The organism is bacterium, from assembly GCA_041648665.1.
Classification (GTDB): Bacteria; UBA10199; UBA10199; order 2-02-FULL-44-16; family JAAZCA01; genus JAFGMW01.
On record JBAZOP010000010.1, the window covers coordinates 1 to 20,448 of the forward strand.

Consider the following 20,448-nt stretch of genomic DNA (forward strand, 5'->3'; position numbering starts at 1 on the left):
GATCGTCGCACCCGGAGTCACCAGGATCGCGAACGCGCCGAGATAGATGAGAAACTCGCTGACGAATCCGTTCAGCGGCGGTAGGCCCGAGATCGCCGCCGAGCCGACGAGAAACGCCGCCGCGGTGTGCGGCATGCGCTTCAGAAGCCCGCCGAGCCGGTCGATCTCGCCGGTGCCCGAGGCGCGGATCACGGCGCCTGCGCCCAGGAAGAGCAGCCCCTTGAAGATCGCATGGTTGAGCACGTGCAGCAGCGCCCCGCCGAAGCCGAGGAAGGCCACGACCGGCATCCCGCGTGAGACCCCGAAGAGCCCCAGGCCGAATCCGATCGCGATGATGCCGATGTTCTCCACGCTGTGGTAGGCCAGCAGCGCCTTGAGCTCATGCTGCGCGAGCGCGTAGAGGACTCCCATCACGCCTGAGATCGCGCCGATCGCGATGAGGGTCCACCCCCACCACTCGGGCGGGGCACCAAGGAGCGTCAGAATGCGCATCAACCCGTATATCCCGGTCTTGATCATCACGCCGGACATCAGCGCAGAGACATGCGAAGGGGCCGCCGGATGCGCCTCCGGGAGCCAGACGTGCAAGGGCATGAACCCGGCCTTGGTCCCGAAACCGACGAGCGCCAGGATGAAGAGCGCGCCGGCGGAGGGCAGAGAGGCCGCAGCGCCCTTCCACTCCGAGAACTCCATGCTCCCGGCGTGCGCGGCCATGAGCGCGAAGAGGGCCAAGAGAAACGCGGTGCCGATATGGGTTGCGACGAGATAGGTGATCCCCGCGCGCCGCACGTTCGCGCGGTCGTCGTCCAAGGTCACCAGGAAGAAGGAGGCAATCGCCATCATCTCCCATGAGATGAGGAAGAGCATGCCGTTGCGCGCGATCACGACCATCGCCATGCCTGCCGCCAGGAGCCCGAAGAAGAGGGGCGATCGTCCCGCACCCGCGCGCCCGCGCATGTAGGCGCGGCCGTAGAGGGCGGACAGCGCCGTGAGCAGAAATATCGGGATCAGGAAAAATGAGGAGAGCGGATCGAGGCCGACCGAGAATGCGGCGTACGGGATCGGCCACGCATGAAAGTACGAGACGAGATCGCCGCGAAGGAACGCGAGCGTCGAGAAGACGAGCCCCGTTGCGGCGCCGATCATCGCAAGGGCCGCGGCGATCCCTCCGCCGCGCCCCCTGCCCACAAGCGCGGGCACGCCGGAGAACGCGACGAGCGCGATGGCTGACAAAAGCAGCGCCACCTATGCGCCCCCTTCCCTGCCGCGGGCCAATCCGGACTCGACCCGGCGCGCCTGGCTCAGTATCTCGTCGCGCGAGGCCTCGCGCATCACCGCGTCCTTGAACCCCGCGTCGCGCATCACGAAGGCGAGCCGCGAGAGCAGATGCAGGTGAGAGCGCACGGTGGGGCTGATGATGGTGAAGAGCACGCGCACCGGTTTGCCGTCTATCGCGTCGAACTCGATCGGATGCTCCAGGAAACAGAGAGTGATGCCGGGGCGCTCGACGTTGAGCACTATCGGGTTGCGGGCGTGCGGGATCGCTATGCCGTCGCCGATGCCGGTGGAGCCGAGCGCCTCACGGGCCATCAGGATCTTGTGCAAAAATCCGCGATCCACGTCGTCCGGGAGCCGCAACATATCCACAACCGATTTCAGCGCCGCGGTCTTGTCCGCACCCGCCACGCGGTAGAATATGCCGCCGGACTCTATCGCCTCCACGAAGGTAGGCAGAGGACCGGAATCCTGCTCAGCCGGGGCCAAGGCCTCCTCGGAGATCGGCATCCGTTTCGCGCTCGCCCACTCCAGGACCTCGGCCCGGCTGAAACGGTAATGGTCCTTCAGTTTATATGAGGGGATCTCCCCCTTGCTGACCCAGCGATAGATCGTCTTTTCAGAGACATTCAGCAGTGCGGCAACATCCTTGACCATCAGCTTCATAATAATGCCTCACGATTCTCAATATAGGACTCTAAGGAACTTGGGTGGACAATATAGGACATAGAATCCCGTTTGTCCAAATTTTTCATAAAATCAGGCTTGTAGAACGCCTACGAGCCCATAAAAAAACAAGGGCGCTTTTCAGCACCCTTGTTCATTGTGGCGGGAGACGGGATCGAACCGTCGACCTAGGGGTTATGAATCCCTCGCTCTCACCATCTGAGCTATCCCGCCAATATATGCCTTAAATCCGGGTGTCGGCATATTCCACAAACTTGCGGATTGTGCAAGTTACTAATCCGTCATTTCCGTCATTTATTTCAACAAGATCGCTAGGGGATATCAAAAGAGATGACCTTTGCGCCGGAGGCGTTCTCGAACGCGTTAGCACTGTTTTTCAGGAGCAGGGTGAGCCCCCCGCCCTGATCCATCGCCATGGCCGCGATCTCGCCGGGCAGCCACTGGGTTCGCACCTGCTCAACGTAGCCCAGCGCGCTGTCAGGGACAAACTCCACAACCTCGCCTCCCCTGACGTACGGCTTTGTGCCCACGATGTCGTGCGCAGGCATGTCGGCCTTGACCGCGAAGATCTTAGAGCCGATCGCGATCGGAGAGATGTCGAATACCGCAATATCGCTCATAACCTCGTCCAGCGCAGGCCTCTGCTCCGCAGGCAGGGCGTTGGAGGTGCCGCCGAGCCTCTCGCCCGATCGCCACACCCTCTTCCACTTGCCCCGGCGCACGTTCTCGTAGACCTCCATGTGCGCCGGCCCCTTGAGGACCGCGACAGAGGGGGCGCCGTCCGCCGAAGCCAGCATGGCGAACTGGTAGATGTCCGTGTAGCGCGGCAGATCGAGCCTCTCGCCTGCCTTCAGTTTATTGCCAAAGAGCGCGAGTTCGCGCACGGCGCCCGAGAAAAACTTCTCCTGGTTCCACGCCTGGCCGACGAGCTTCTGTCTCAATGATCCCGATTCATCGGGCACGCCTAAGGCGCGAACCGAATAGCGCGCGTAGCTGACCGCCTCTTCGCATCTGCCGGCCGCGGGGTCGAGCCTGAGCACCACCGACGCGGGCAGCCCGTCCTCGACCGCCGATATCGCAGCCTCGGGTTTTCCGTCCGCATCGAGGTCGATGAGATACACTCGAGCCGCGTCCGCTGCAGCCTTCCACCCGCATGAGAATTTCTCCGCGAATCCCGCTTCGGAGAGCGAGCCCACGCGGATTCTGCGGCGTTCGAGCAACACAGTATCCGCCGCGCCGTCCGAGTCGATGTCGGCCTGAGCCATGTCCCACAGATCGCCCGGTATCGGCTTGCCTGCCCACGCGTATTTCAGAGAGCCGGGGGAGGAGCGGCCCTCCTCAGGCTCCTTTGCCTGACAATGGAATGTCGTCATCAGAGAGAGGACGGCTGCGAAGAGGATGGCGATTTTTTTCATATGTTCCTTATTCCAGCTGGCTGCTGTAACCGAGTTTTTTGATCATGTCAGGGTCCTTTGTCCAGTCCTTCACGACCCTCACCTGCAGATCGAGAAAGACCTTGTTGCCCACAAGCTTCTCGATCTCTTCCCTCGCGCGCGTGCCGATCTCGCGGATGCGGGTCGCGCCCTTGCCTATGACCATGGACTTCTGCGACTCGCGCTCCACTATGATGGCCGCCTTGATGCGCGTGATGTCCCCCTCTTCCTTCGGGTCCTTGAACTCCTCGATCTCGACCGCGGCCGAGTACGGGATCTCCTGCTGCATCTGCAGAAATACCTGCTCGCGGATGATCTCGGCCGCGAGAAACCTGACCGGGTGGCTGGTGTAGGAGTCGTCGGGAAAGAGCTGCTGGCCCTCGGGCAGGCGCTCCTCTATGACTTCGATCAGCTCGGGAACGCCGTCGCCCCTGAGCGCCGAGAGATACACGACCTCCCTGGCCCCCCAATCGTCGCGAAAGGCGAAGGCCCTCTCCCTGAACTTCGAGCGGTCGGCGAGGTCGGACTTGTTCGCCACGATTATGCAGCGCTCGCCGCCGATCCGTAAAAAGAGCTCCTTCTCTACGTCGTACTCGTTCGAGGAGGCGTCCACCATGAGCAGGATGAGGTCCGCATCGTCGATCACCGACTCCACGATCTCGTTCATCGCCTGATTGAGCGGCTTTCTCGAGTGATGGAAGCCGGGGGTGTCCAGGAATACGATCTGGCAGCCCTTGGCGTTGTGGATTCCCACTATGCGGTGCCGCGTGGTCTGCGGCTTTGGCGTGACTATGGCGAGCCTCTCGCCTAAGATCGAGTTGATCAGCGTGGACTTGCCTACGTTCGGGCGGCCGAGTATGGCCACGTATCCGCTCTTGAATGCCATATGGTCAGCCGCAGCAGCAGGGTCCGCACTTCTCGTCCTTTTTGCAGCAGGTGTTGAAACAATTAACAGAATCGCGCACTTCCGTCCAGCGTTCGGCGCTGCCGACGAATCAAAGGGAGATTCTGAAACAAGGCTTTATTATTGTGTAAAATCAATTAGTTGCGATGGGTAGAAACGGCCCCTTTATCGCGCAACTTTCTCCATTTTCAGCCGATAATTAGCAAGAGACATCCAGGGGGGGCTGGAGTCTTCCATGCTCGATCTATCCAAAACCTTGGACACCGTTTACAGCGTCCTTGAAAATTTGTTCTCCGCTACAGGGAACGAGCCTCAGCATACCGGCATGAAAGCCGAAGAGGCAAAAAATATTATCAGAACAAACCTCCACGACAATTTTGTTGGAACCGATCCGGCAGAGATCCTCAAACAGGCCGAGATATGCGACCAGTCCTTCGCGACATACGATATCCCTTATGGCCCGCTGGCGGACGACTATGTCGAATGCCTCGACAACCATATCCAGTTAAAGAATATGCATCTCCTGGATCGGATCGCCTCGATGTCAGTCGATGCAATCCTCGACATGGAGACGAAACGCTCGAGTGGAGCACCCATCTCAGCAGCGAACATGGAGAGCATCTCACTTTACGCCAATGAACTCTCAGTATCCATATTTTCAAAGGTGCTCTCGCCTCAATCGAACTATACCTATGAATATTACTTCGGATCAATTACCGATGAATATTACTTCGGATCAATTTCCGAAGATGAGATAATTGAGACAGCTGTTTACGGAATGTTGGCCGACGTCCGTGGAAAATATCCTGATTTCCAAAGGTGTCCTGAAGGTGTTCGCGGACACCTGTACAGGGCCATCGAGCAGGAGGTAAATGACTCGTGGTCGCTGGACCTCGTCCCCATAGAATTGATGGGCGGTACTTCGGTAAAGAACCCGCGATACGGGGATATACCATATTTCCGAATCTACGGCGACGCTGCGGGGTGCACCTATCCGGACGCCCTCAATCCGGGCGAGGATGCGTTCTACACCATACTCCCCAAGCCCCTGAGCCGCGGGGGGAGGAACCAACCTTATCCCGATTCGGTGCCCAAGTGCACGGTCGGTCAAACGCTCGCGCGCATCATATCCAAGCCCGACCGCGAAACCGATACCCACGCTCCTACTTGGAGCCATGCGATGTCGTTCATGGCGCCGGGATGGAAGGAGATCGAAGATGACGAAGTCGAAGAACTGTTAAAGCATCATGACGACCCCTCTGGAGTCGGCATGATCTGCCAGAAACGAATATCCAATTCACCCGAGCGCTACGGCCTTTTCTGGTTTCTGAATTATGATCCGCTGGGGGAGCTCGAAGCGAAGCCTCTCCGAGGAGGCCTTGAGGGGCTTCTCATGGCGGAAAAACACATCCGCAAAATACTCCCAGAGGCGATGGAACGCTGCCAACCCACCGCCGACGAGATCAAGACGATGTACGGCATGTCGGAGAGTGCTGCGAAGATCCTGGACGAGCACATAAAAGCCGGCTGGGATCCCATCTTAAAGGAGAAAGTGGCGCCGGCGGTCGTCGACGAGATCGTAAAGATGCACGACATAGGACGGATGAAATTATCACAGAAGAAAATCCTTGAGGACATAGTCTCATTCGGCATCCAGCACGGCGTCGACGAGGAGGATATCCTGGGAATGGCCACGGATCTTACCGAGAGGGACACAGGCCTCGAGACCCTCGTCTATGGAATCGCCACAATCGTATCCCTCCGAGTGGCGAAATCATTCAACACATCACCCCTCGGCGAGGGGCTCATATCGGGCGATCTCGAGCCCTTCGTCGATGCAGTAGAAGCGGCCATAAGAAATGGCCGCATATCGATACGGACGAAGAGCGAGAGGGACGTCCCCATGTCCAATCTCGTATATGCATATTATAATTCGGACGACAACGAGATCACCTTTCCTCCTCTTAACGGCAATTTCAACACAACCGCTATTTTCGGAACGATAGTGCACGAGTGCTATCACGCTTATCAGGACATGAATCATGACAATCGTCCGCTCGTGGAGATTGAACGCGCAGCGCATGAAAGAGACATTAAAGCAACGAACCTGTTGCTCAATGCAGGCGCCATCATGTCCGAATCCGATATCCTGACTCTATCCGATTACCAGCAGACCGGCACGGCGTACGCGCTCGCCGTTCAAGCCAATACCTTGAGATGCATGGGCGTACCGGAAAAGGTTGTAGAAAAAACCAAAACAACCTATTCAGATGCAAATAATTTCTACATGGACTACCAAGGCGAAGTTATGCTGGAGATGCTCGGCCTGCAGGATGGGACTTCTATAAACTCTTTCTACAGCTTCTTCAGCTTGCAGAATTATTTGACCGTAGAAAAGAACATTATGGACGCCTCCATGATCAAGCATGGCAAGCATTATGAGACGATGAAGACAATGGGAATATCGAAGGAGGAGATGGCCGATGCGCGTGAAGATATCGAGTATGCAAGGGTCGATATGGATGACGGATACTTTGAGCCTACCTACGCGGGCAGCGTTGAGGCCTCTAAATATTTGAACCTCTCTTCAGACCTGGCAGCCTATACATATTACTGGGATCGCGATACATGGGGGAAGATAATGGAGGAAAGGGCTGAAATGTTCGACTCCATTGCAGAAGTGCTCATGTATGCGTACCCCCAATTGGGGGGAATCGAGTGAAATCCCCGCACCCCTAAAAATCCTTGGCCATTTTTCGCGCCTTCTCGATGGCGGCTTCCTGCCGTTTGGCCGCCTCCTCTGCCCCCATCTGCAGGGTGGGTTCGACCGCGATTTGGCGTACATCGGTGATGCCCATGAAGGAGAGCGCGAGGCTCATGTAGTTGCGGCAATAGTCGAGATCCTCGCCAGGCGTGCCCGGCGCGTACTCCCCTCCGCTGGCGTAGGCCACGAAGGCCGGTTTGCCCAGCACGAGCCCCTTGTAACCCTCGTCAGGCGAATATGAAAATGTGTAGCCGGGCTGGATGATCACATCTAGGTAGTGCTTGAGCTTGTAGGGTATGCCGAAGTTCCACATCGGCACTGCGAAGACGTATTTGTCGGCCTCCATGAACTCCTTGATCAGGCTCTCGACCGCCATCCATGCGACCTGTTCCTCCCTCGTCGCCGTCCGGCCATGCAGTATGTTGTACTTCGCTGCGAGAGTCAGGCCGTCCATCGAGGGGAGCTCCATCTTGAAGACGTCGTGGATCGTGATCTCGGAATAGCGATCGATCTTGGAATACGAATCGATGAACTGATCGGCGATTGCCACCGAGTGCGAGCGATCGCGCCTGGGAGAGGCTTTTATATAGAGTACTTTGCTCATTCGACCCTCCTCTTTTTGGGTGAAATCATTTCCCCGCGTCGATCTTCTCCAGCGTCTGCATGGCTGCCTCCTGCTCCGCCGCCTTCTTGGATGCGCCCTTTCCCACGCCCCAGAGCCTGTCCTGGATGTACAGGTGCACCTCGAAGGTCTTCGCGTGGTCCGGACCCGTGGTGCTCTGGAGCCTGTAGCGTGGCACCGCCCTGAAGCGCGCCTGGGAGACCTCCTGGAGCCTGGTCTTGAAGTCGCGCACGAAGCCCACGCCGCCGGCGCGCTCCAGCAGGTCCTCGTAGAGCCCCTCGATCACGCCGAAGGCCTTCTTGAAACCGCGGTCGAGGTAGATCGCGCCGAAGACCGCTTCGAGCGCGTCGGAGAGAAGCGACGGTTTGTCGCGGCCCCCGGTCTGGTCCTCCCCCTTGCCGAGGTACATGTATTCGCCGAGCCCTATCTCCCTCGCGAGCTCGGCGAGCTGCCCCTCGTTGACGACCGCGGCGCGCAGCTTCGAGAGATCCCCTTCGGGTGAGTCGGGAAATCGCTTCATGAGCAGGTGGCTTATGACGAGCTCCAGCACCGCGTCGCCCAGGTACTCGAACCTCTCGTTGTGCTCGGTCTGCGCGAGTTTTCGCTCGTTGGCATATGACTTGTGCACGAGCGCCTTGCGCAGGCTCTCCCTGTGCTTGAATTTATAGCCGATCGCCTTCTCGAAATCCTTGAGCCGGGCCTTCTCTTCCTTCGTCATCTCCACTCCCCCCTTGCGCGCACGCCGTTCACCCGTGTGATTGCAGCCGCCCCCATGGCGCCGTAGCCGATCCGCCCCGCAGGTAGCCGCAGCTCAATAGCGTTGTCTGAAAAGGCCTTCACCATCCCTTGGCCGTCCGCCTCCCTGGAGGTGACAATGACATCCATGGACTTTCCGATCAAGTGCTGAAGGAACGCGCCGCGTTTTTTTGCGGCCATGGTCCTAAGCTCCGATGCCCTCCTGCGCCTCATCGCGCAGCTCACCTGACCTGGCATGGAGGCCGCCGGGGTCCCCTCTCTGGGAGAAAAGGGAAACACGTGCAGCCCTGCGATCGGCATGGATTCGAGGAGCAAAAGCGTGGCCCTGTGGTCCTCCTCGGTCTCGCCGGGGAGACCCGCGATGATGTCGCCCGTGATCGCGATCCCCGGCGCCGCCCTCGCGAGCGCATCTGCGGATTCTTTGACATCCCGGGCGCCATAGCCCCTGCGCATGCGGCGGAGCACCGCGTCCGAGCCGCTCTGTATCGAGAGGTGGACGTGCCTGCAGAGGCCGCCCGAGGAGATGATTTCACCCAACTCTGCGCCGGCATGTTTGGGGTCGAGCGAGCTCAGCCTGATTCGGGGGACACGCTCGTCTGTCACAAGGTTTTTCACGAGGTCGAAGAGCCTGACCTTGGGCGAGAGGTCCCCCCCGTATTGCCCCAGGTCTATGCCGACGAGGATGATCTCTTGATGATGCTCTCCGAGCCTCTTCGCCGCAGAGACGACGAGGGAGGGGGCGAGGCTCCGAGAGGGACCCCTGGCCTTTGCAATGATGCAGTAGGCACAGGCCTTGTCGCAGCCCTCCTGTATCTTGAGAAACGCGCGAGCCCTCGACTGCGCATCGCAGGCCACTGGCCCGAACGCGCGATCGCGGGCAGCGCATTCTCCCTGGATCCCGGCGCGTTCAAGGATGAAACTGATGAGCCCCTCCCTGTCGGAGGTGCCGAACACCCCGTCGACTTCGCGCATTGCAACGAGTTTGTCCCTCGCGACTTCGCCGTAGCAGCCGGCCGCGATGACGCACGCGGCGGGCGAACGCTTCCTGGCCCTGTTCAGCATCTGCCTCGATTGCGCAGAGGCCAGCGCCGTGACGGTGCACGTGTTGACGACGTAGACCTCGGCATCATCCTCGAAATCGACTATATCGAGACCCGCTGCAGCAAGAGCCTGCGCGACCGCCTCGGTATCCGACCAGTTGGCCTTGCAGCCAAGCGTTGTGAGGGCGACGCGCATCATTCTATCCATCCCCCTCCCAGGACTTCATCCCCATCATAGAATACCGCCGCCTGGCCGGGCGCAGGGGCACGCACCGGTTCGTCGAAGAGCACCCTGCACCTCTGTGCGCCCTGCATCTCAATGCGCGCAGGCGCGCCCTGGTGCGTGGATCTCACCTTCACCACGGAGTTCCTGTCCCCCGCATTATTCGGGTGGGTCCAGCTCACGCCCGAGACCGTGATCTCGCTTCGCATGAGATCAGCGTCCTGGCCGAGGACCACGCGGTTTTGGGCCCGGTCTATCGAGAGCACGTACTGCCTGCGGCCAAAGGCCTTGCCAAGCCCCCTGCGCTGCCCGACCGTGTATCGATATATCCCCTCGTGAGTGCCGAGCCGCTTTCCTGCGGCGTCCACGAACTCCCCGGGCCCGCCGATCCTCTCCGCGGCCTGCGACTCGACGAACGGGGCGTAACCATCGTCGGGCGCAAAGCAGACCTCCTGGCTCTCCTTCTTCTCGGCATTGTCGAACGTGAGCTCGGCCGCCTTTTTCCTCACCTCGGACTTATTCAGTTCCCCTAGCGGAAAGAGGAGTCTGGAGAGCTCTTCCTGTCCCAGGCTGAAGAGGAAATACGACTGGTCCTTCTTCTCGTCGCAGGATCTCTGGAGCGCAAACGCGCCGCCCCTCTCCTCGATGCGCGCGTAGTGGCCCGTGGCGCAGAGCCCGGCGCCGAGACGGGCGGCCTCCTCCATGAGAGCGGGGAATTTGATCGAGCGATTGCACGCGACGCACGGCGACGGGGTTCGGCCCGAGAGGTACTCCTCCACGAACGGGTCGATCACCAGTTTCTTGAACTCCATCTTGCGGTCGATCGAAATATGGGGGATCCCTAGACCCTCGCAGACCTTCCTCGCGTCCATCCTGTCCCTCGCGGAGCAGCAGCTCTGCCCCCGCAAGGCATGACAGGAGAACATGTCTATGGACATGCCGACCACGTCATAGCCCTGCTCGACGAGCAGCGCAGCCGCGACGGAGGAGTCCACGCCGCCGCTCATCGCGACGACGACCTTTTTTCCGCAACCATGTGTCATATTCCAATCCGACTTCCGAAACGAGGTCACGACTTCTTCTCAAGAAATTCGAGGCGTCTCTCCAGCTCCACGATCGAGCGGCGCATGCCGTCCATCGCCTCTCCGAACGGGTCGGGGAGCGTGTTGTGCGCAAGATCGTACTCGTGCACCTGCCCGTGATGGATGATCGGGTCCCGGCGATGCACGACCCTGCCCGGTATTCCCACCACAGTGGAGTGGGTGGGCACGTCGTGTATCACGACCGAGCAGGAACCTATGCGGCTGTCGTGGCCGATCTTGATGGGGCCCAGGATGATGGCGCCGGCGCCCACCACCACCTTGTCCTCGAGGGTCGGGTGACGCTTGCCCTTGCTCCAGCTCACGCCGCCCAAGGTGACCCCCTGGTACAGGGTCACGTCCTCGCCGATCACCGTTGTCTCGCCGATGACTATGCCCATGCCGTGGTCTATGAAGAAACGTCTGCCGATGGTGGCAGCAGGATGGATTTCGATACCCGTGATCCAGCGGGAAAACTGGGACAAAACCCTCGCCAACAGCTTCAAGTGATGCTTCCATAAGCCATGTGCAACCCTATGTAATACAAGGGCATGCAAACCAGGATAGCAGAGGATAATCTCAAGCCTCGATCGCGCCGCAGGGTCGCGCTCAAAGACCATCCTGAAATCGTCCCTGATCGTCTTTATGAGGTTTATCATGATCTCTTGAGGAAACCCGGATCTCTTACCCCCCGATGTCGGGGCGGCCGGATTCGAACCGGCGACCTCTTGCACCCCAAGCAAGCGCTCTAGTCCAGGCTGAGCTACGCCCCGTGTCTCAGACAGCCGGGGGGTAAGAGTTCCGGGCTTCCCTGTGTCGATCTTATGTCCTGATCAGCGTAAGCAGTTCCTCGAGATCCCTCTTTATCTTCTTGAAGGCCTTGAAGCTGCCCCTGTCCTTCATACCCATCGCGGACCTTGAAGGGGGCGCATCTTCTTCCTCATCTTCCTCCAGGTCGGTCTCTGAAAAGACGTCGAGCTGACGCGGTCCCTCGACCTTTTCCGCCGCCTCCAGGACCTCTTCCTCAGGCTCATGGACAGGAGCTCCGTTGCCGTCGCCCTTTGTGAACTCCTTGAGCCTCTTGCGCGCGCCGTTGATCGTGAAGCGTTCCTCGTAGAGCAGCTCCTTTATGCGGAGCAGGAGCTCCACGTCCCTGCGCTTATAGAGGCGCTGGCCTGACTTGGACTTAGAGGGTTTTATGTCCGTGAACTCAGACTCCCAGTACCGCAGGACATAGGGCTTCACCCCGACGAGGTCGCTCACCTCGCCGATACGAAAATAGAGCTTATTAGGGATCTGCGGCATATAAGCCTCCCCTTCCCTTTGCATCAGGCCGGGCAATCCCATGTCGATTTAGATGTCCGACACGAGGCGACGGCCGGTCATTAGCACTATGCGCCCTGGGCCTCGCCCTTGTTCAGCGCGGCCTTGAGGACCTGGCTGGGCCTGAACGTGAGCACCCTGCGAGCCGTGATCTCTATCTCCTCGCCGGTCTGGGGATTGCGCCCTATGCGCGGCCTCTTCTGCCGCACGACGAAGTTGCCGAAACCGGAGATTTTGATCTTCTCGCCGCGCTCCAGCGTCTCCTTCATCGTGTCGAAGACCAGCTCCACAATTTCAGCCGATTCCTTCTTTGAGAACCCCACCTTCTCGTAGATCTGCTCTATTATCTCGGCCTTCGTCATGACTGCCTCCCTTCGTTTATAAGTCGTCCGTAAATCATCTCAGCACAGCGCCAAGCTTTGCCGAGAGATCATCCACTATCTTCGCGTGCGCCGAGCTCGCCTCCTCGTCGGTCAGGGTCCTGTCCGATCTGGAGAAGCGGAGCGATATGGCCATGCTCTTCTTTCCGGCCGGCAGAGAGCCCCCGCGGAAGACGTCGAACAGCCGCACGTCGTCGAGGATCTTCACGCCGCTGTCGGATATCACCTTCTCCACTTCGCAGAGCGGCACGCCGTCGTCCAGCATGATCGCGATGTCGCGGATCACGAACGGGAACCTCGAAAACTCGCGGTACCTCGGCGCCCTCGACTGGGCGCTCATGGCCAGTTTCTCGAAGCAGAGCTCGAACGCGTAGATCTCCTGCGCGATTCCGAGCCTGCGCGCGAGGTCCGGGTGCAGCTCGCCCACGAAGCCGACCCTCGCGTTGCCCTGCAGCACATACGCGAACCTGCCGGGGTGCAAAAACGCCGGCGGCTCGCCCCTCTGGAATATCACATCCTCCGAAAGCCCGAGCGCGCCTACGGCGGTCTCGACGCAGAGTTTGGCGTCGTAAAAATCCACCGCCTCCTTGGAGCGCTCCCACGCGCCGGGGCAGCGGTGCCCGCAGACGAGACCCGCGACCATGCGCGGCTCGTCGATGGAATCGAGCGCCTTCGTCCGCTGGAAGACCTTCTGGAGAACGAATAGGCGCACGTCCTCGCGTTGGCGCATGAGGTTCTGCTTCGCCGCCTCCACGAGGTTGGGGATGAGCGAGATGATCATCAGCCCCTGCTCGTTGGAGATAGGGTTTATTATCCGGATCGGCTCCGGTCCCTGATCCGCGAAAGGAGCCAGGACCTCCTCGGAGGCGAAACCGTAGAGCACGATCTCAGTGAGCCCGGCGCCGATCAGCGCCCCCCTCACCGCCTCTTCCTCCGTCGCACAGCGCGGCCGGGCGATCGAGGAGAGCACGATCTTGGGCATCGTCGCCTCTATCTCGCCGTAGCCGTACAGGCGCGCAACCTCCTCGACCAGGTCCACCGGCCTCGTGAGGTCCGGCCTGAAGGTGGGGATCGTAGCAACGATCCTTCCCTTGCCGGACGACGCAACGCCGAGCCCAAGCCGCTTGAGAATGGAGGCGACCTTCGGCGCGCCAAGATCAGTGCCCAGAACGCGGTTCACGTCGGATGCGGTCAGAGAAAGCCTCGCGGGCATTATCTTCTTGGGATAGATGTCGACCCAGTCCTCCGTGGGTGCGCCTCCCGCGGTCTCCACGATGAGAGCGGTCAGCCTGTGAAGCGCGCTGAGCACGCCGTTCGGATCCACGCCGCGCTCGAAACGCCTGGAAGACTCCGTCGAGAGCCCGATCCTCTTGGAGCTCCTGCGAACGCCCGTCGGGGCGAAGTACGCGCTCTCGAGCAGGACCTCCACGGTGTCCTCGCGGACCTCAGAGTTCTCGCCGCCCATCACTCCGGCCAGCGCCACGGGACCATTCGCATCGCAGATCATGAGGTCGTCCGAGGAAAGCAGCCTTTTCACCCCGTCGAGAGTCGCGAAACTGCGGCCCTCCTCGGCGGTCTTGACGATGATCCTCCTGCCGCCGAGCCTAGAGAGGTCGAAGGCGTGCAGGGGCTGGCCCGTCTCCAGCATGACGTAGTTGGTGGCGTCGACTATGTTGTTGATCGAGCGTATGCCGCAGGCGGCGAGCCTCGCCGAGATCCATTGCGGCGACGCGCCTATCTTGACCCCCCTGATCACGCGCGCGGCGTACCTGGGGCAGCGCGCCCTGGACTGGACCGAGATCTTCGCGGCCTTGGCCATGCGTCCCTCGCCCCTGGGCGGCTTCTCGCCGCGCAAGCTCAGCTTGGCGCCGGTGATCGCGGCGATCTCGCGCGCGAGGCCAGCCACCGAGAGGCAATCGGACCTGTTCGGCGTGACGCCGATCTCGAAGATGGCGGTCCTTCCCGCCTTCTCCAGGGACTCGACCTCGAGACCGCTCATGGTGAGCGACTGGGCGAGTTTTTCCGCCCCTGTCCTCACCTCCACGAATTCCTGTAGCCAATCCAAAGGTACGCGCATATTTTTAAGCCGATCAAAACTGTTCAAGGAATCTCAAGTCGTTCTCGAAGAACAACCTTATGTCGCCTATCGCGTACTTGAGCATCGCTATCCTCTCGATGCCCATGCCGAAGGCGAACCCGCTGTATGTCTTCGGGTCGAGCTTCACGGAGTTGAAGACGACCGGGTCCACCATCCCGCAGCCGAGTATTTCGATCCACCCGGTCTGTTTGCAGACGCGGCAACCCGCCCCGCCGCACATCACGCACTGGATGTCCACCTCGGCGGAGGGTTCGGTGAACGGGAAGTAGCTCGGCCTGAACCTGACCGCGAGCGAGGGACCGAACATGCGGTGACAGAATGTGGAGAGCACGCCCTTGAGATCGCCCATCGTGATGTGGCGATCGACCATCAGGCCCTCCACCTGATGAAACATCGGGGAATGCGAGATGTCGTTGTCCCTGCGGAAGACCGCTCCCGGAAAGATCGCGCAGATCGGGGGCTTCTTTGATTCCATCACATGGATCTGCACGGGAGAGGTATGCGTGCGCAAAAGCCTCCCCCCCTCGACGTAGAAGGTGTCCTGCATGTCGCGGGCAGGATGGTCGGCCGGAACGCCCAGCGCCTCGAAGTTGTAGTAATCGGTCTCGATCTCGGGGCCCTCGTGCACGGAGAAACCCATATCCGTGAAAATGGAGAGCACGTCCGCCATGGCCCTGCGCAGCGGGTGCTCGTGGCCGCGGCGCATACCCCTGCCGGGCAGGGTGATGTCTATGCGCTGTTTCGAGACTGAATCCGCGATCGCGGCGGTGCCGAGCGCAGGGATCAGCTCGGAGAGCCTGGACTCGACTATGGACTTGGCCACGTTGATCTCGCGGCCCACCTCCGGACGAGCATCCGCAGGCACGTCCTTGAGCGACTTCAGTATGGAGGTGATCAGCCCCTTGCGGCCGAGATACTTCACCCTGCAGGCCTCCGCGGACGCGACGTCGCTCACAGAGCCCAATTCGGCCTGCGCCTGCCGCTTCAACTGAGCGATCTCCTCAAGGATTCTTTCCTTCAAAGCGATCACCGCCTTTTGAAAACGAGCCTACTTTGCGCCTCCGGCCATATGCACCAGGACCGCGAAATCCTCCGGATGATTCAAAGCGAGCTCCGCAAGCATCTTGCGGTTGAGCTCCACCTTCTGCTTCGCGAGGTTTCCGATCAGGCGGCTGTATGATGTGCCGCCGGCCCTCGCGCCGGCCTGGACGCGCGTCTGCCACAGCCCCCTGAAGGAGCGCTTCTTGAGCTTGCGACCCACGTACGCGTACTGCAGCGCGTGATCGACCGCCTCCATCGCCGTGCGGATCAGGCGGCTCCGGGCTCCGTAATAACCCTTTGCCTGCTTCAGCACCTTCTTGTGATGGCGCTTCGATTTAAAACCGCGTTTTGCTCGAGGCATCTTGCTACCCTCTCTTTCCCTGTTGAGTACTTCGACTGCGCCAAAGACGCCGCTCAGTATCAACCCTGAGCATGGTCGAAGGGTTGAGTTACCTGATGAGCAGAAGCCTGCCGATGCGCTTCTCGTCGGCCTTGGAAACATAGCCCTTCGAGCGCAGGCGCCTCTTCTGTTTCCTCGTCCTGTTGGTGAGGATATGGCGCAGCTTCGAGCGCTTCCTCTTGATCTTTCCCGTCTTCGTCGCGCGGAAGCGCTTGACCGCGCTCCTCTTGCTCTTCAGCTTGGGCATCTTGTTCCTCCTCGCCGCTCAATCTTTGGCGGCAGACAATGTCTTCTGAGGTTCGGCCGCCGCTGCCGGCGCCGCCTTCTTTTTGCCCGGCACCAGCATCATGAAGAGCTGCCTCTCCTCCATCTTGGGGAAGCTCTCCGGCTCGCCGAGCCCCTTCACCTCTTCCACCACCCGCTTCATGCGATCGTGGCCCAGATTCATGTGGGCCATCTCCCTTCCGCGGAAGCGGATCGACACCTTCACCTTGTCGCCCTCCTCCAGAAACTTCTTTATGTGCCGAAGCTTGGTCTGGAAGTCATGCTCGTCGGTGCTGACGCGCATCTTGATCTCTTTTATGACCACGACCACCTGGCGCTTCTTCTGCTCGTGCTTGCGCTTCGCCTCCTCGTACTTGAACTTGCCGTAGTCCATCAACTTGCAGACCGGCGGTCTGGAGGCCGGCGAGATCTCCACGAGGTCGAGGCCGGCATCCTCCGCCATCCTCAGAGCCTGGTGCGTCGGAACCACTCCAAGCTGGCCGCCGGCGTCGTCTATCAACCTCACCTCCGGCACCCTGATCCTTCGGTTGGTCCTCAGATCATCGGGTTTACCTCGCCTTGCGTTCGAAATCATTGGGGGACGAATAACTCCACCTCCTTTGTAAAATGTTTGTGCAACTCCCTCAAGCGGACACCCTCTCCGCCACCTCGACTGCGAGTTTTTCGGCGAAGGCGTCGAGCTGCATGACCCCGAGATCCCCTTCCTTCCTGGATCTCACGGCGACCGTGCCAGCGCCCGCCTCTTTGGCCCCGACCACCAGCATATAGGGCACTTTGGAGAGCTGGGCCTCCCTGATCTTGAGGCCGAGCTTCTCGTTTCGATCGTCCACGCTCACCCTGAGACCCCTGGCCGAGAGCTTCTCCGCGGCCTGCTTCGCGTAAGGGATCTGCGCCTCGCTCACCGAAAGCAGGAGCGCCTGCACCGGCGCGAGCCAGCAAGGGAAAGCGCCCGCGTAGTGTTCGATGAGCACTCCGAAGAAACGCTCGAGGCTGCCGAGGAGCGCGCGGTGCACCATGTAAGGCCGGTGCCGCTGCCCGTCGCTGCCAACGAACTCCATGTCGAACCGCTCCGGCAGGTTGAAATCGAACTGGATCGTGGTCATCTGCCATTCGCGCCCCAGCGCGTCCCTGACCTTGAGGTCGATCTTCGGGCCGTAGAACGCCCCGCCCCCTTCATCCAGCTCGTATTCCAGCTTCTCCTCCGCGACCGCGTGTTTGAGAGCGGCGATCGCCTGGTCCCAGCGCGCAGGCTCCCCCACCGCCTTCTCCGGACGCGTGGCCAGATATGCCTTCACGTCGGTGAAGCCGAACGACTTCCACATGAAGAGCGAGAAGCGCAGCACCTCGCGGATCTCGTGGTCGATCTGGTCCGGCGTACAGATGATGTGAGCGTCGTCCTGGGTGAAGCCGCGCACCCGCAACAGGCCGTGCAGCACGCCGCTCTTCTCGTATCGATAGACCGTGCCCAGCTCCGCCCACCTGAGCGGCAGATCCCTGTAAGAGCGCATCTGCGTCTTGTAGACCATGATGTGGAAGGGGCAGTTCATCGGCTTGATGTAGTAATCGTTGCCGTCGATATCCATCGGCGAGTACATGCTGTCGCGATAGAAGTCGAGATGACCGGAGGTCTCCCACAGCGTCGCGCGGCCGATGTGCGGCGTGTACAGGATGTCGTACCCGTTCCGATAGTGCTGATCCTTCCAGAAGGTCTCTATCGCGTCGCGGATGCGCCCGCCCTTCGGGTGCCACAGGATCAGCCCCCCGCCGTACTCGTCCATCGTGGAGTAGAGGTCGAGCTCTTTACCGAGCTTGCGGTGATCGCGCTTCGCAGCCTCCTCGAGGCGCGCGAGATGGTCCGTGAGCTCCGCCTTGGTCTGGAATGCCGTGCCGTAGATGCGCTGCAGCTGCTGCCTCTTCTCGTCCCCCCTCCAGTATGCGCCGGCCACGGAGAGGAGCTTGAAGGCGCCTATTTTGCCTGTGTCCTCCACGTGGGGGCCGCGGCAGAGGTCGACGAATTCGCCGTGGCGATAGATCGTGATCCGCTGCCCCTCGGGCAGCTCGTCGATAAGCTCCAGCTTGTACGGCTCGTCCTTGAAGATCGCCCTGGCCCCCTCGCGGGTCACCTCCTCGCAGATGAACGGGAGCTTGGCGTCTATGATGCGCGCCATCTCCTGTTCTATCTTCGCCAGATCCTCGGAGGTGAACGGCCTCTTGTAGTCAAAGTCGTAGTAGAAGCCCTCCTCGATGGATGGGCCTATCGTGATCTTCACACCCGGGAAGAGACGCTTCACCGCGTCGGCCATCACGTGCGCCGCGGAGTGTCTCAGCATCTCGAGCTCCATGAGTTCTTTGTCGCCCTTCTCAGTCATTTTTCTAGCCTCTCAGCTTCCGAAGCTTCTGCCTCTGTGGGCCTTACTGGACTCGAACCAGTGACCTCTTGCGTGTCGAGCAAGCGCTCTAGCCATCTGAGCTAAAGGCCCATGATAAATATAGAGAATTCTGGATACGGTCTGGTCCCAAAAATGTCAAGAAAATTGATTTCCCTTATAAAACAATCCACCTCTTCAAGAGGTGGATTATTATTAGCAGCCAACCATCTGAAATTCAACTATATTAGGCATGCATCCTGAGAAAATCGTCTATCGCTGCCTTGGGCAGATTGCCGACCAGTTGACCCGCAGGCTGCCCTGCCTTGAAGAGGATGATCGTGGGTATGCTGCGGATGCCCAACTTGCCCGCGACATCCGGGTTCGAGTCCACATCCATCTTGCAGACCTTGACCTTGCCGTGCTGCTCATTCGCTATCGCCTCGACGGAAGGCGCAAGCGCCCTGCACGGCCCGCACCAGGCCGCCCAGAAATCCACGAGCACCGGTATCTGCGATTCGAGGACCTCGCTTTGGAATGTGGAGTCAGTCACTTCGATCAGGTTCCCGGCCATTCCTCCCCCTTTCCATTGATTATGAGCCCTGCCTAACTAGATTAACCCGATCCGATTGGCAAGTGATTTCAAGCCCGTCTAGAATCTGAATCTCCGTATGTGCACGCTGAAGATGAGCCCGACGGCGAGCAATATCGCTATCATCGAAGAACCGCCGTAGCTCATCAGCGGCAGAGTGACGCCCGTGAGGGGCATGAGCCCAAGCACGCCGCCCAGGTTCACTGCGATCTGCCAGAAGAGCAGCGCGACCACGCCCATCGATAAGAAGGCGCCGAAACGGTCCCTGGCGCGGGCCGCCACGTCCACCCCCATGAGGAGCAGCGAGGCATAGAGGATGAGCACCACGAGAGATCCTGCGAAACCCCATTCCTCTGCAAAGACGGGGAAGACGAAGTCGGTGTGGCGCTCCGGCAGGTAGCGCAGCTTGTTGATGTTGCCCCTGAGATACCCCTTTCCGAAGATCCTGCCCGAGCCGACCGCGATCTTCGACTGGACCAGGTGATACCCGCCGCCCTTCACGTCGGCTTCGGGGTGCATGAAGTTGAATATCCTGTCGCGCTGATACTCCTTGAGCCCGAACGTATATATGCCGGCAAACGCGATCATCACGATCACGGCGCACAAAAACAGCGTGCGCCCCTTGATCTTTGCGAAGAGCGCCATCGAGATGAAGATGAGGATCAAAAAGAGGGCTGAACCCATATCGCCTTGGGCGATGATCAGGGCGCACGGCAGGAACATGACCAGCGCCGGTTTCCACAGATCTACCAGGGTGAAGCCCTCGAGATTCGGGTGGTCGGCGAAATAGCGCGCCGCCATGAAGATGTAGCAGACCTTCGCGAACTCGGCGGGCTGCAGCGATATCGGCCCCAGTTTGAGCCAGCCGTGCGTACCCCTGACCGCGCCGCCGACGACGAGGGGCAGGACGAGGAAGATGCAGGAGACGACATAAGCGGGGATCGCAAACCTGTGGAACACCCTGTAGTCGCTGGCGGTGACAAAGAGCATGAGCACGATGCCTATCGCGGTCCAGAGCAACTGCGACCAGAAGAGCGCGATCGACCCCCCCTCGCCCCAGAAATAGACCGCACTGTAGAGGTTGACGAGCCCTATCGTGATCAGGGCGCCCGTCACGAACGCCATGGACCAATGAAAACCCTCGTTGAACTTTTTCAGGCCGAATATCATTATGACCTCA

20 protein-coding genes and 3 tRNA genes are annotated in these 20,448 nt (G+C 60.1%); 1 reads left to right on the forward strand and 22 read right to left on the reverse strand.

Annotated elements, in window-relative coordinates; translation table 11 throughout:
* The 5 genes from WC683_05475 to era all read right to left on the reverse strand — a co-directional run.
* The coding region (locus WC683_05475; GenBank protein MFA4972044.1) for a proton-conducting transporter membrane subunit at positions 1-1,245 on the reverse strand (1,245 nt) is incomplete at its 3' end.
* On the reverse strand, positions 1,246-1,941 hold the full coding sequence (locus WC683_05480) for a PTS sugar transporter subunit IIA (GenBank protein ID MFA4972045.1): 696 nt from the start codon (positions 1,939-1,941) through the stop codon (positions 1,246-1,248).
* A gap of 160 nt (positions 1,942-2,101) precedes the next feature.
* A tRNA-Met gene (locus WC683_05485) sits at positions 2,102-2,175 on the reverse strand.
* Between the two features lie 98 nt (positions 2,176-2,273).
* The gene (locus tag WC683_05490) at positions 2,274-3,377 is read right to left on the reverse strand and encodes a hypothetical protein (GenBank protein MFA4972046.1); all 1,104 of its coding nucleotides are present in this window, start codon (positions 3,375-3,377) and stop codon (positions 2,274-2,276) included.
* A 7-nt stretch (positions 3,378-3,384) separates the two neighbouring features.
* The gene (gene era, locus WC683_05495; protein ID MFA4972047.1) at positions 3,385-4,281 is read right to left on the reverse strand and encodes a GTPase Era; all 897 of its coding nucleotides are present in this window, start codon (positions 4,279-4,281) and stop codon (positions 3,385-3,387) included.
* 253 nt (positions 4,282-4,534) lie between these two features.
* Between era and WC683_05500 the strand changes: the two genes are divergently transcribed.
* Complete coding sequence (locus tag WC683_05500) at positions 4,535-7,021, forward strand: hypothetical protein (protein ID MFA4972048.1); 2,487 nt, start codon at positions 4,535-4,537, stop codon at positions 7,019-7,021.
* Positions 7,022-7,034: 13 nt separating this feature from the next.
* Here WC683_05500 and WC683_05505 read toward each other — a convergent pair whose 3' ends face one another.
* The 17 genes from WC683_05505 to rodA form a co-directional block, all read right to left on the reverse strand.
* Positions 7,035-7,667, reverse strand: coding sequence for an NAD(P)H-dependent oxidoreductase (locus WC683_05505; GenBank protein ID MFA4972049.1), 633 nt, complete (start codon positions 7,665-7,667; stop codon positions 7,035-7,037).
* A gap of 25 nt (positions 7,668-7,692) precedes the next feature.
* On the reverse strand, positions 7,693-8,403 hold the full coding sequence (rnc, locus tag WC683_05510) for a ribonuclease III (GenBank protein MFA4972050.1): 711 nt from the start codon (positions 8,401-8,403) through the stop codon (positions 7,693-7,695).
* Positions 8,400-9,689 carry a tRNA (N(6)-L-threonylcarbamoyladenosine(37)-C(2))-methylthiotransferase MtaB gene (gene mtaB, locus WC683_05515; GenBank protein MFA4972051.1) on the reverse strand — a complete coding sequence of 430 codons (1,290 nt, stop codon included), beginning with the start codon at positions 9,687-9,689 and terminating at the stop codon, positions 8,400-8,402. Before mtaB ends, rnc begins: the two co-directional genes overlap by 4 nt.
* Positions 9,677-10,747 carry a tRNA 2-thiouridine(34) synthase MnmA gene (gene mnmA / locus WC683_05520; GenBank protein MFA4972052.1) on the reverse strand — a complete coding sequence of 357 codons (1,071 nt, stop codon included), beginning with the start codon at positions 10,745-10,747 and terminating at the stop codon, positions 9,677-9,679. Before mnmA ends, mtaB begins: the two co-directional genes overlap by 13 nt.
* A gap of 26 nt (positions 10,748-10,773) precedes the next feature.
* Positions 10,774-11,442 (reverse strand): serine O-acetyltransferase, encoded by a 669-nt coding sequence (cysE, locus tag WC683_05525; protein ID MFA4972053.1) that lies wholly within the window; start codon positions 11,440-11,442, stop codon positions 10,774-10,776.
* 38 nt (positions 11,443-11,480) lie between these two features.
* Positions 11,481-11,556: transfer RNA gene (locus tag WC683_05530), tRNA-Pro, on the reverse strand.
* A gap of 49 nt (positions 11,557-11,605) precedes the next feature.
* Positions 11,606-12,088: a MerR family transcriptional regulator gene (locus WC683_05535; GenBank protein ID MFA4972054.1), complete on the reverse strand. Its 483-nt coding sequence runs from the start codon at positions 12,086-12,088 to the stop codon at positions 11,606-11,608.
* Positions 12,089-12,174: 86 nt separating this feature from the next.
* Positions 12,175-12,468 carry an integration host factor subunit alpha gene (locus WC683_05540; protein ID MFA4972055.1) on the reverse strand — a complete coding sequence of 98 codons (294 nt, stop codon included), beginning with the start codon at positions 12,466-12,468 and terminating at the stop codon, positions 12,175-12,177.
* Positions 12,469-12,502: 34 nt separating this feature from the next.
* Complete coding sequence (gene pheT, locus WC683_05545) at positions 12,503-14,563, reverse strand: phenylalanine--tRNA ligase subunit beta (protein MFA4972056.1); 2,061 nt, start codon at positions 14,561-14,563, stop codon at positions 12,503-12,505.
* 13 nt (positions 14,564-14,576) lie between these two features.
* Positions 14,577-15,614 (reverse strand): phenylalanine--tRNA ligase subunit alpha, encoded by a 1,038-nt coding sequence (gene pheS / locus WC683_05550; GenBank protein MFA4972057.1) that lies wholly within the window; start codon positions 15,612-15,614, stop codon positions 14,577-14,579.
* Between the two features lie 18 nt (positions 15,615-15,632).
* Complete coding sequence (gene rplT, locus WC683_05555) at positions 15,633-15,986, reverse strand: 50S ribosomal protein L20 (protein MFA4972058.1); 354 nt, start codon at positions 15,984-15,986, stop codon at positions 15,633-15,635.
* Positions 15,987-16,074: 88 nt separating this feature from the next.
* Positions 16,075-16,272 carry a 50S ribosomal protein L35 gene (rpmI, locus tag WC683_05560; protein ID MFA4972059.1) on the reverse strand — a complete coding sequence of 66 codons (198 nt, stop codon included), beginning with the start codon at positions 16,270-16,272 and terminating at the stop codon, positions 16,075-16,077.
* A gap of 18 nt (positions 16,273-16,290) precedes the next feature.
* Entirely contained in the window at positions 16,291-16,884 is a 594-nt protein-coding gene (gene infC, locus WC683_05565; protein ID MFA4972060.1) for a translation initiation factor IF-3, read from the reverse strand.
* A gap of 49 nt (positions 16,885-16,933) precedes the next feature.
* Positions 16,934-18,679: a threonine--tRNA ligase gene (thrS, locus tag WC683_05570; protein ID MFA4972061.1), complete on the reverse strand. Its 1,746-nt coding sequence runs from the start codon at positions 18,677-18,679 to the stop codon at positions 16,934-16,936.
* Positions 18,680-18,716: 37 nt separating this feature from the next.
* Positions 18,717-18,790 (reverse strand) — tRNA-Val (locus WC683_05575).
* Positions 18,791-18,923: 133 nt separating this feature from the next.
* Positions 18,924-19,250 carry a thioredoxin gene (gene trxA / locus WC683_05580; protein MFA4972062.1) on the reverse strand — a complete coding sequence of 109 codons (327 nt, stop codon included), beginning with the start codon at positions 19,248-19,250 and terminating at the stop codon, positions 18,924-18,926.
* Positions 19,251-19,328: 78 nt separating this feature from the next.
* Positions 19,329-20,438, reverse strand: coding sequence for a rod shape-determining protein RodA (gene rodA / locus WC683_05585; GenBank protein ID MFA4972063.1), 1,110 nt, complete (start codon positions 20,436-20,438; stop codon positions 19,329-19,331).
* Positions 20,439-20,448 lie beyond the last annotated feature (10 nt).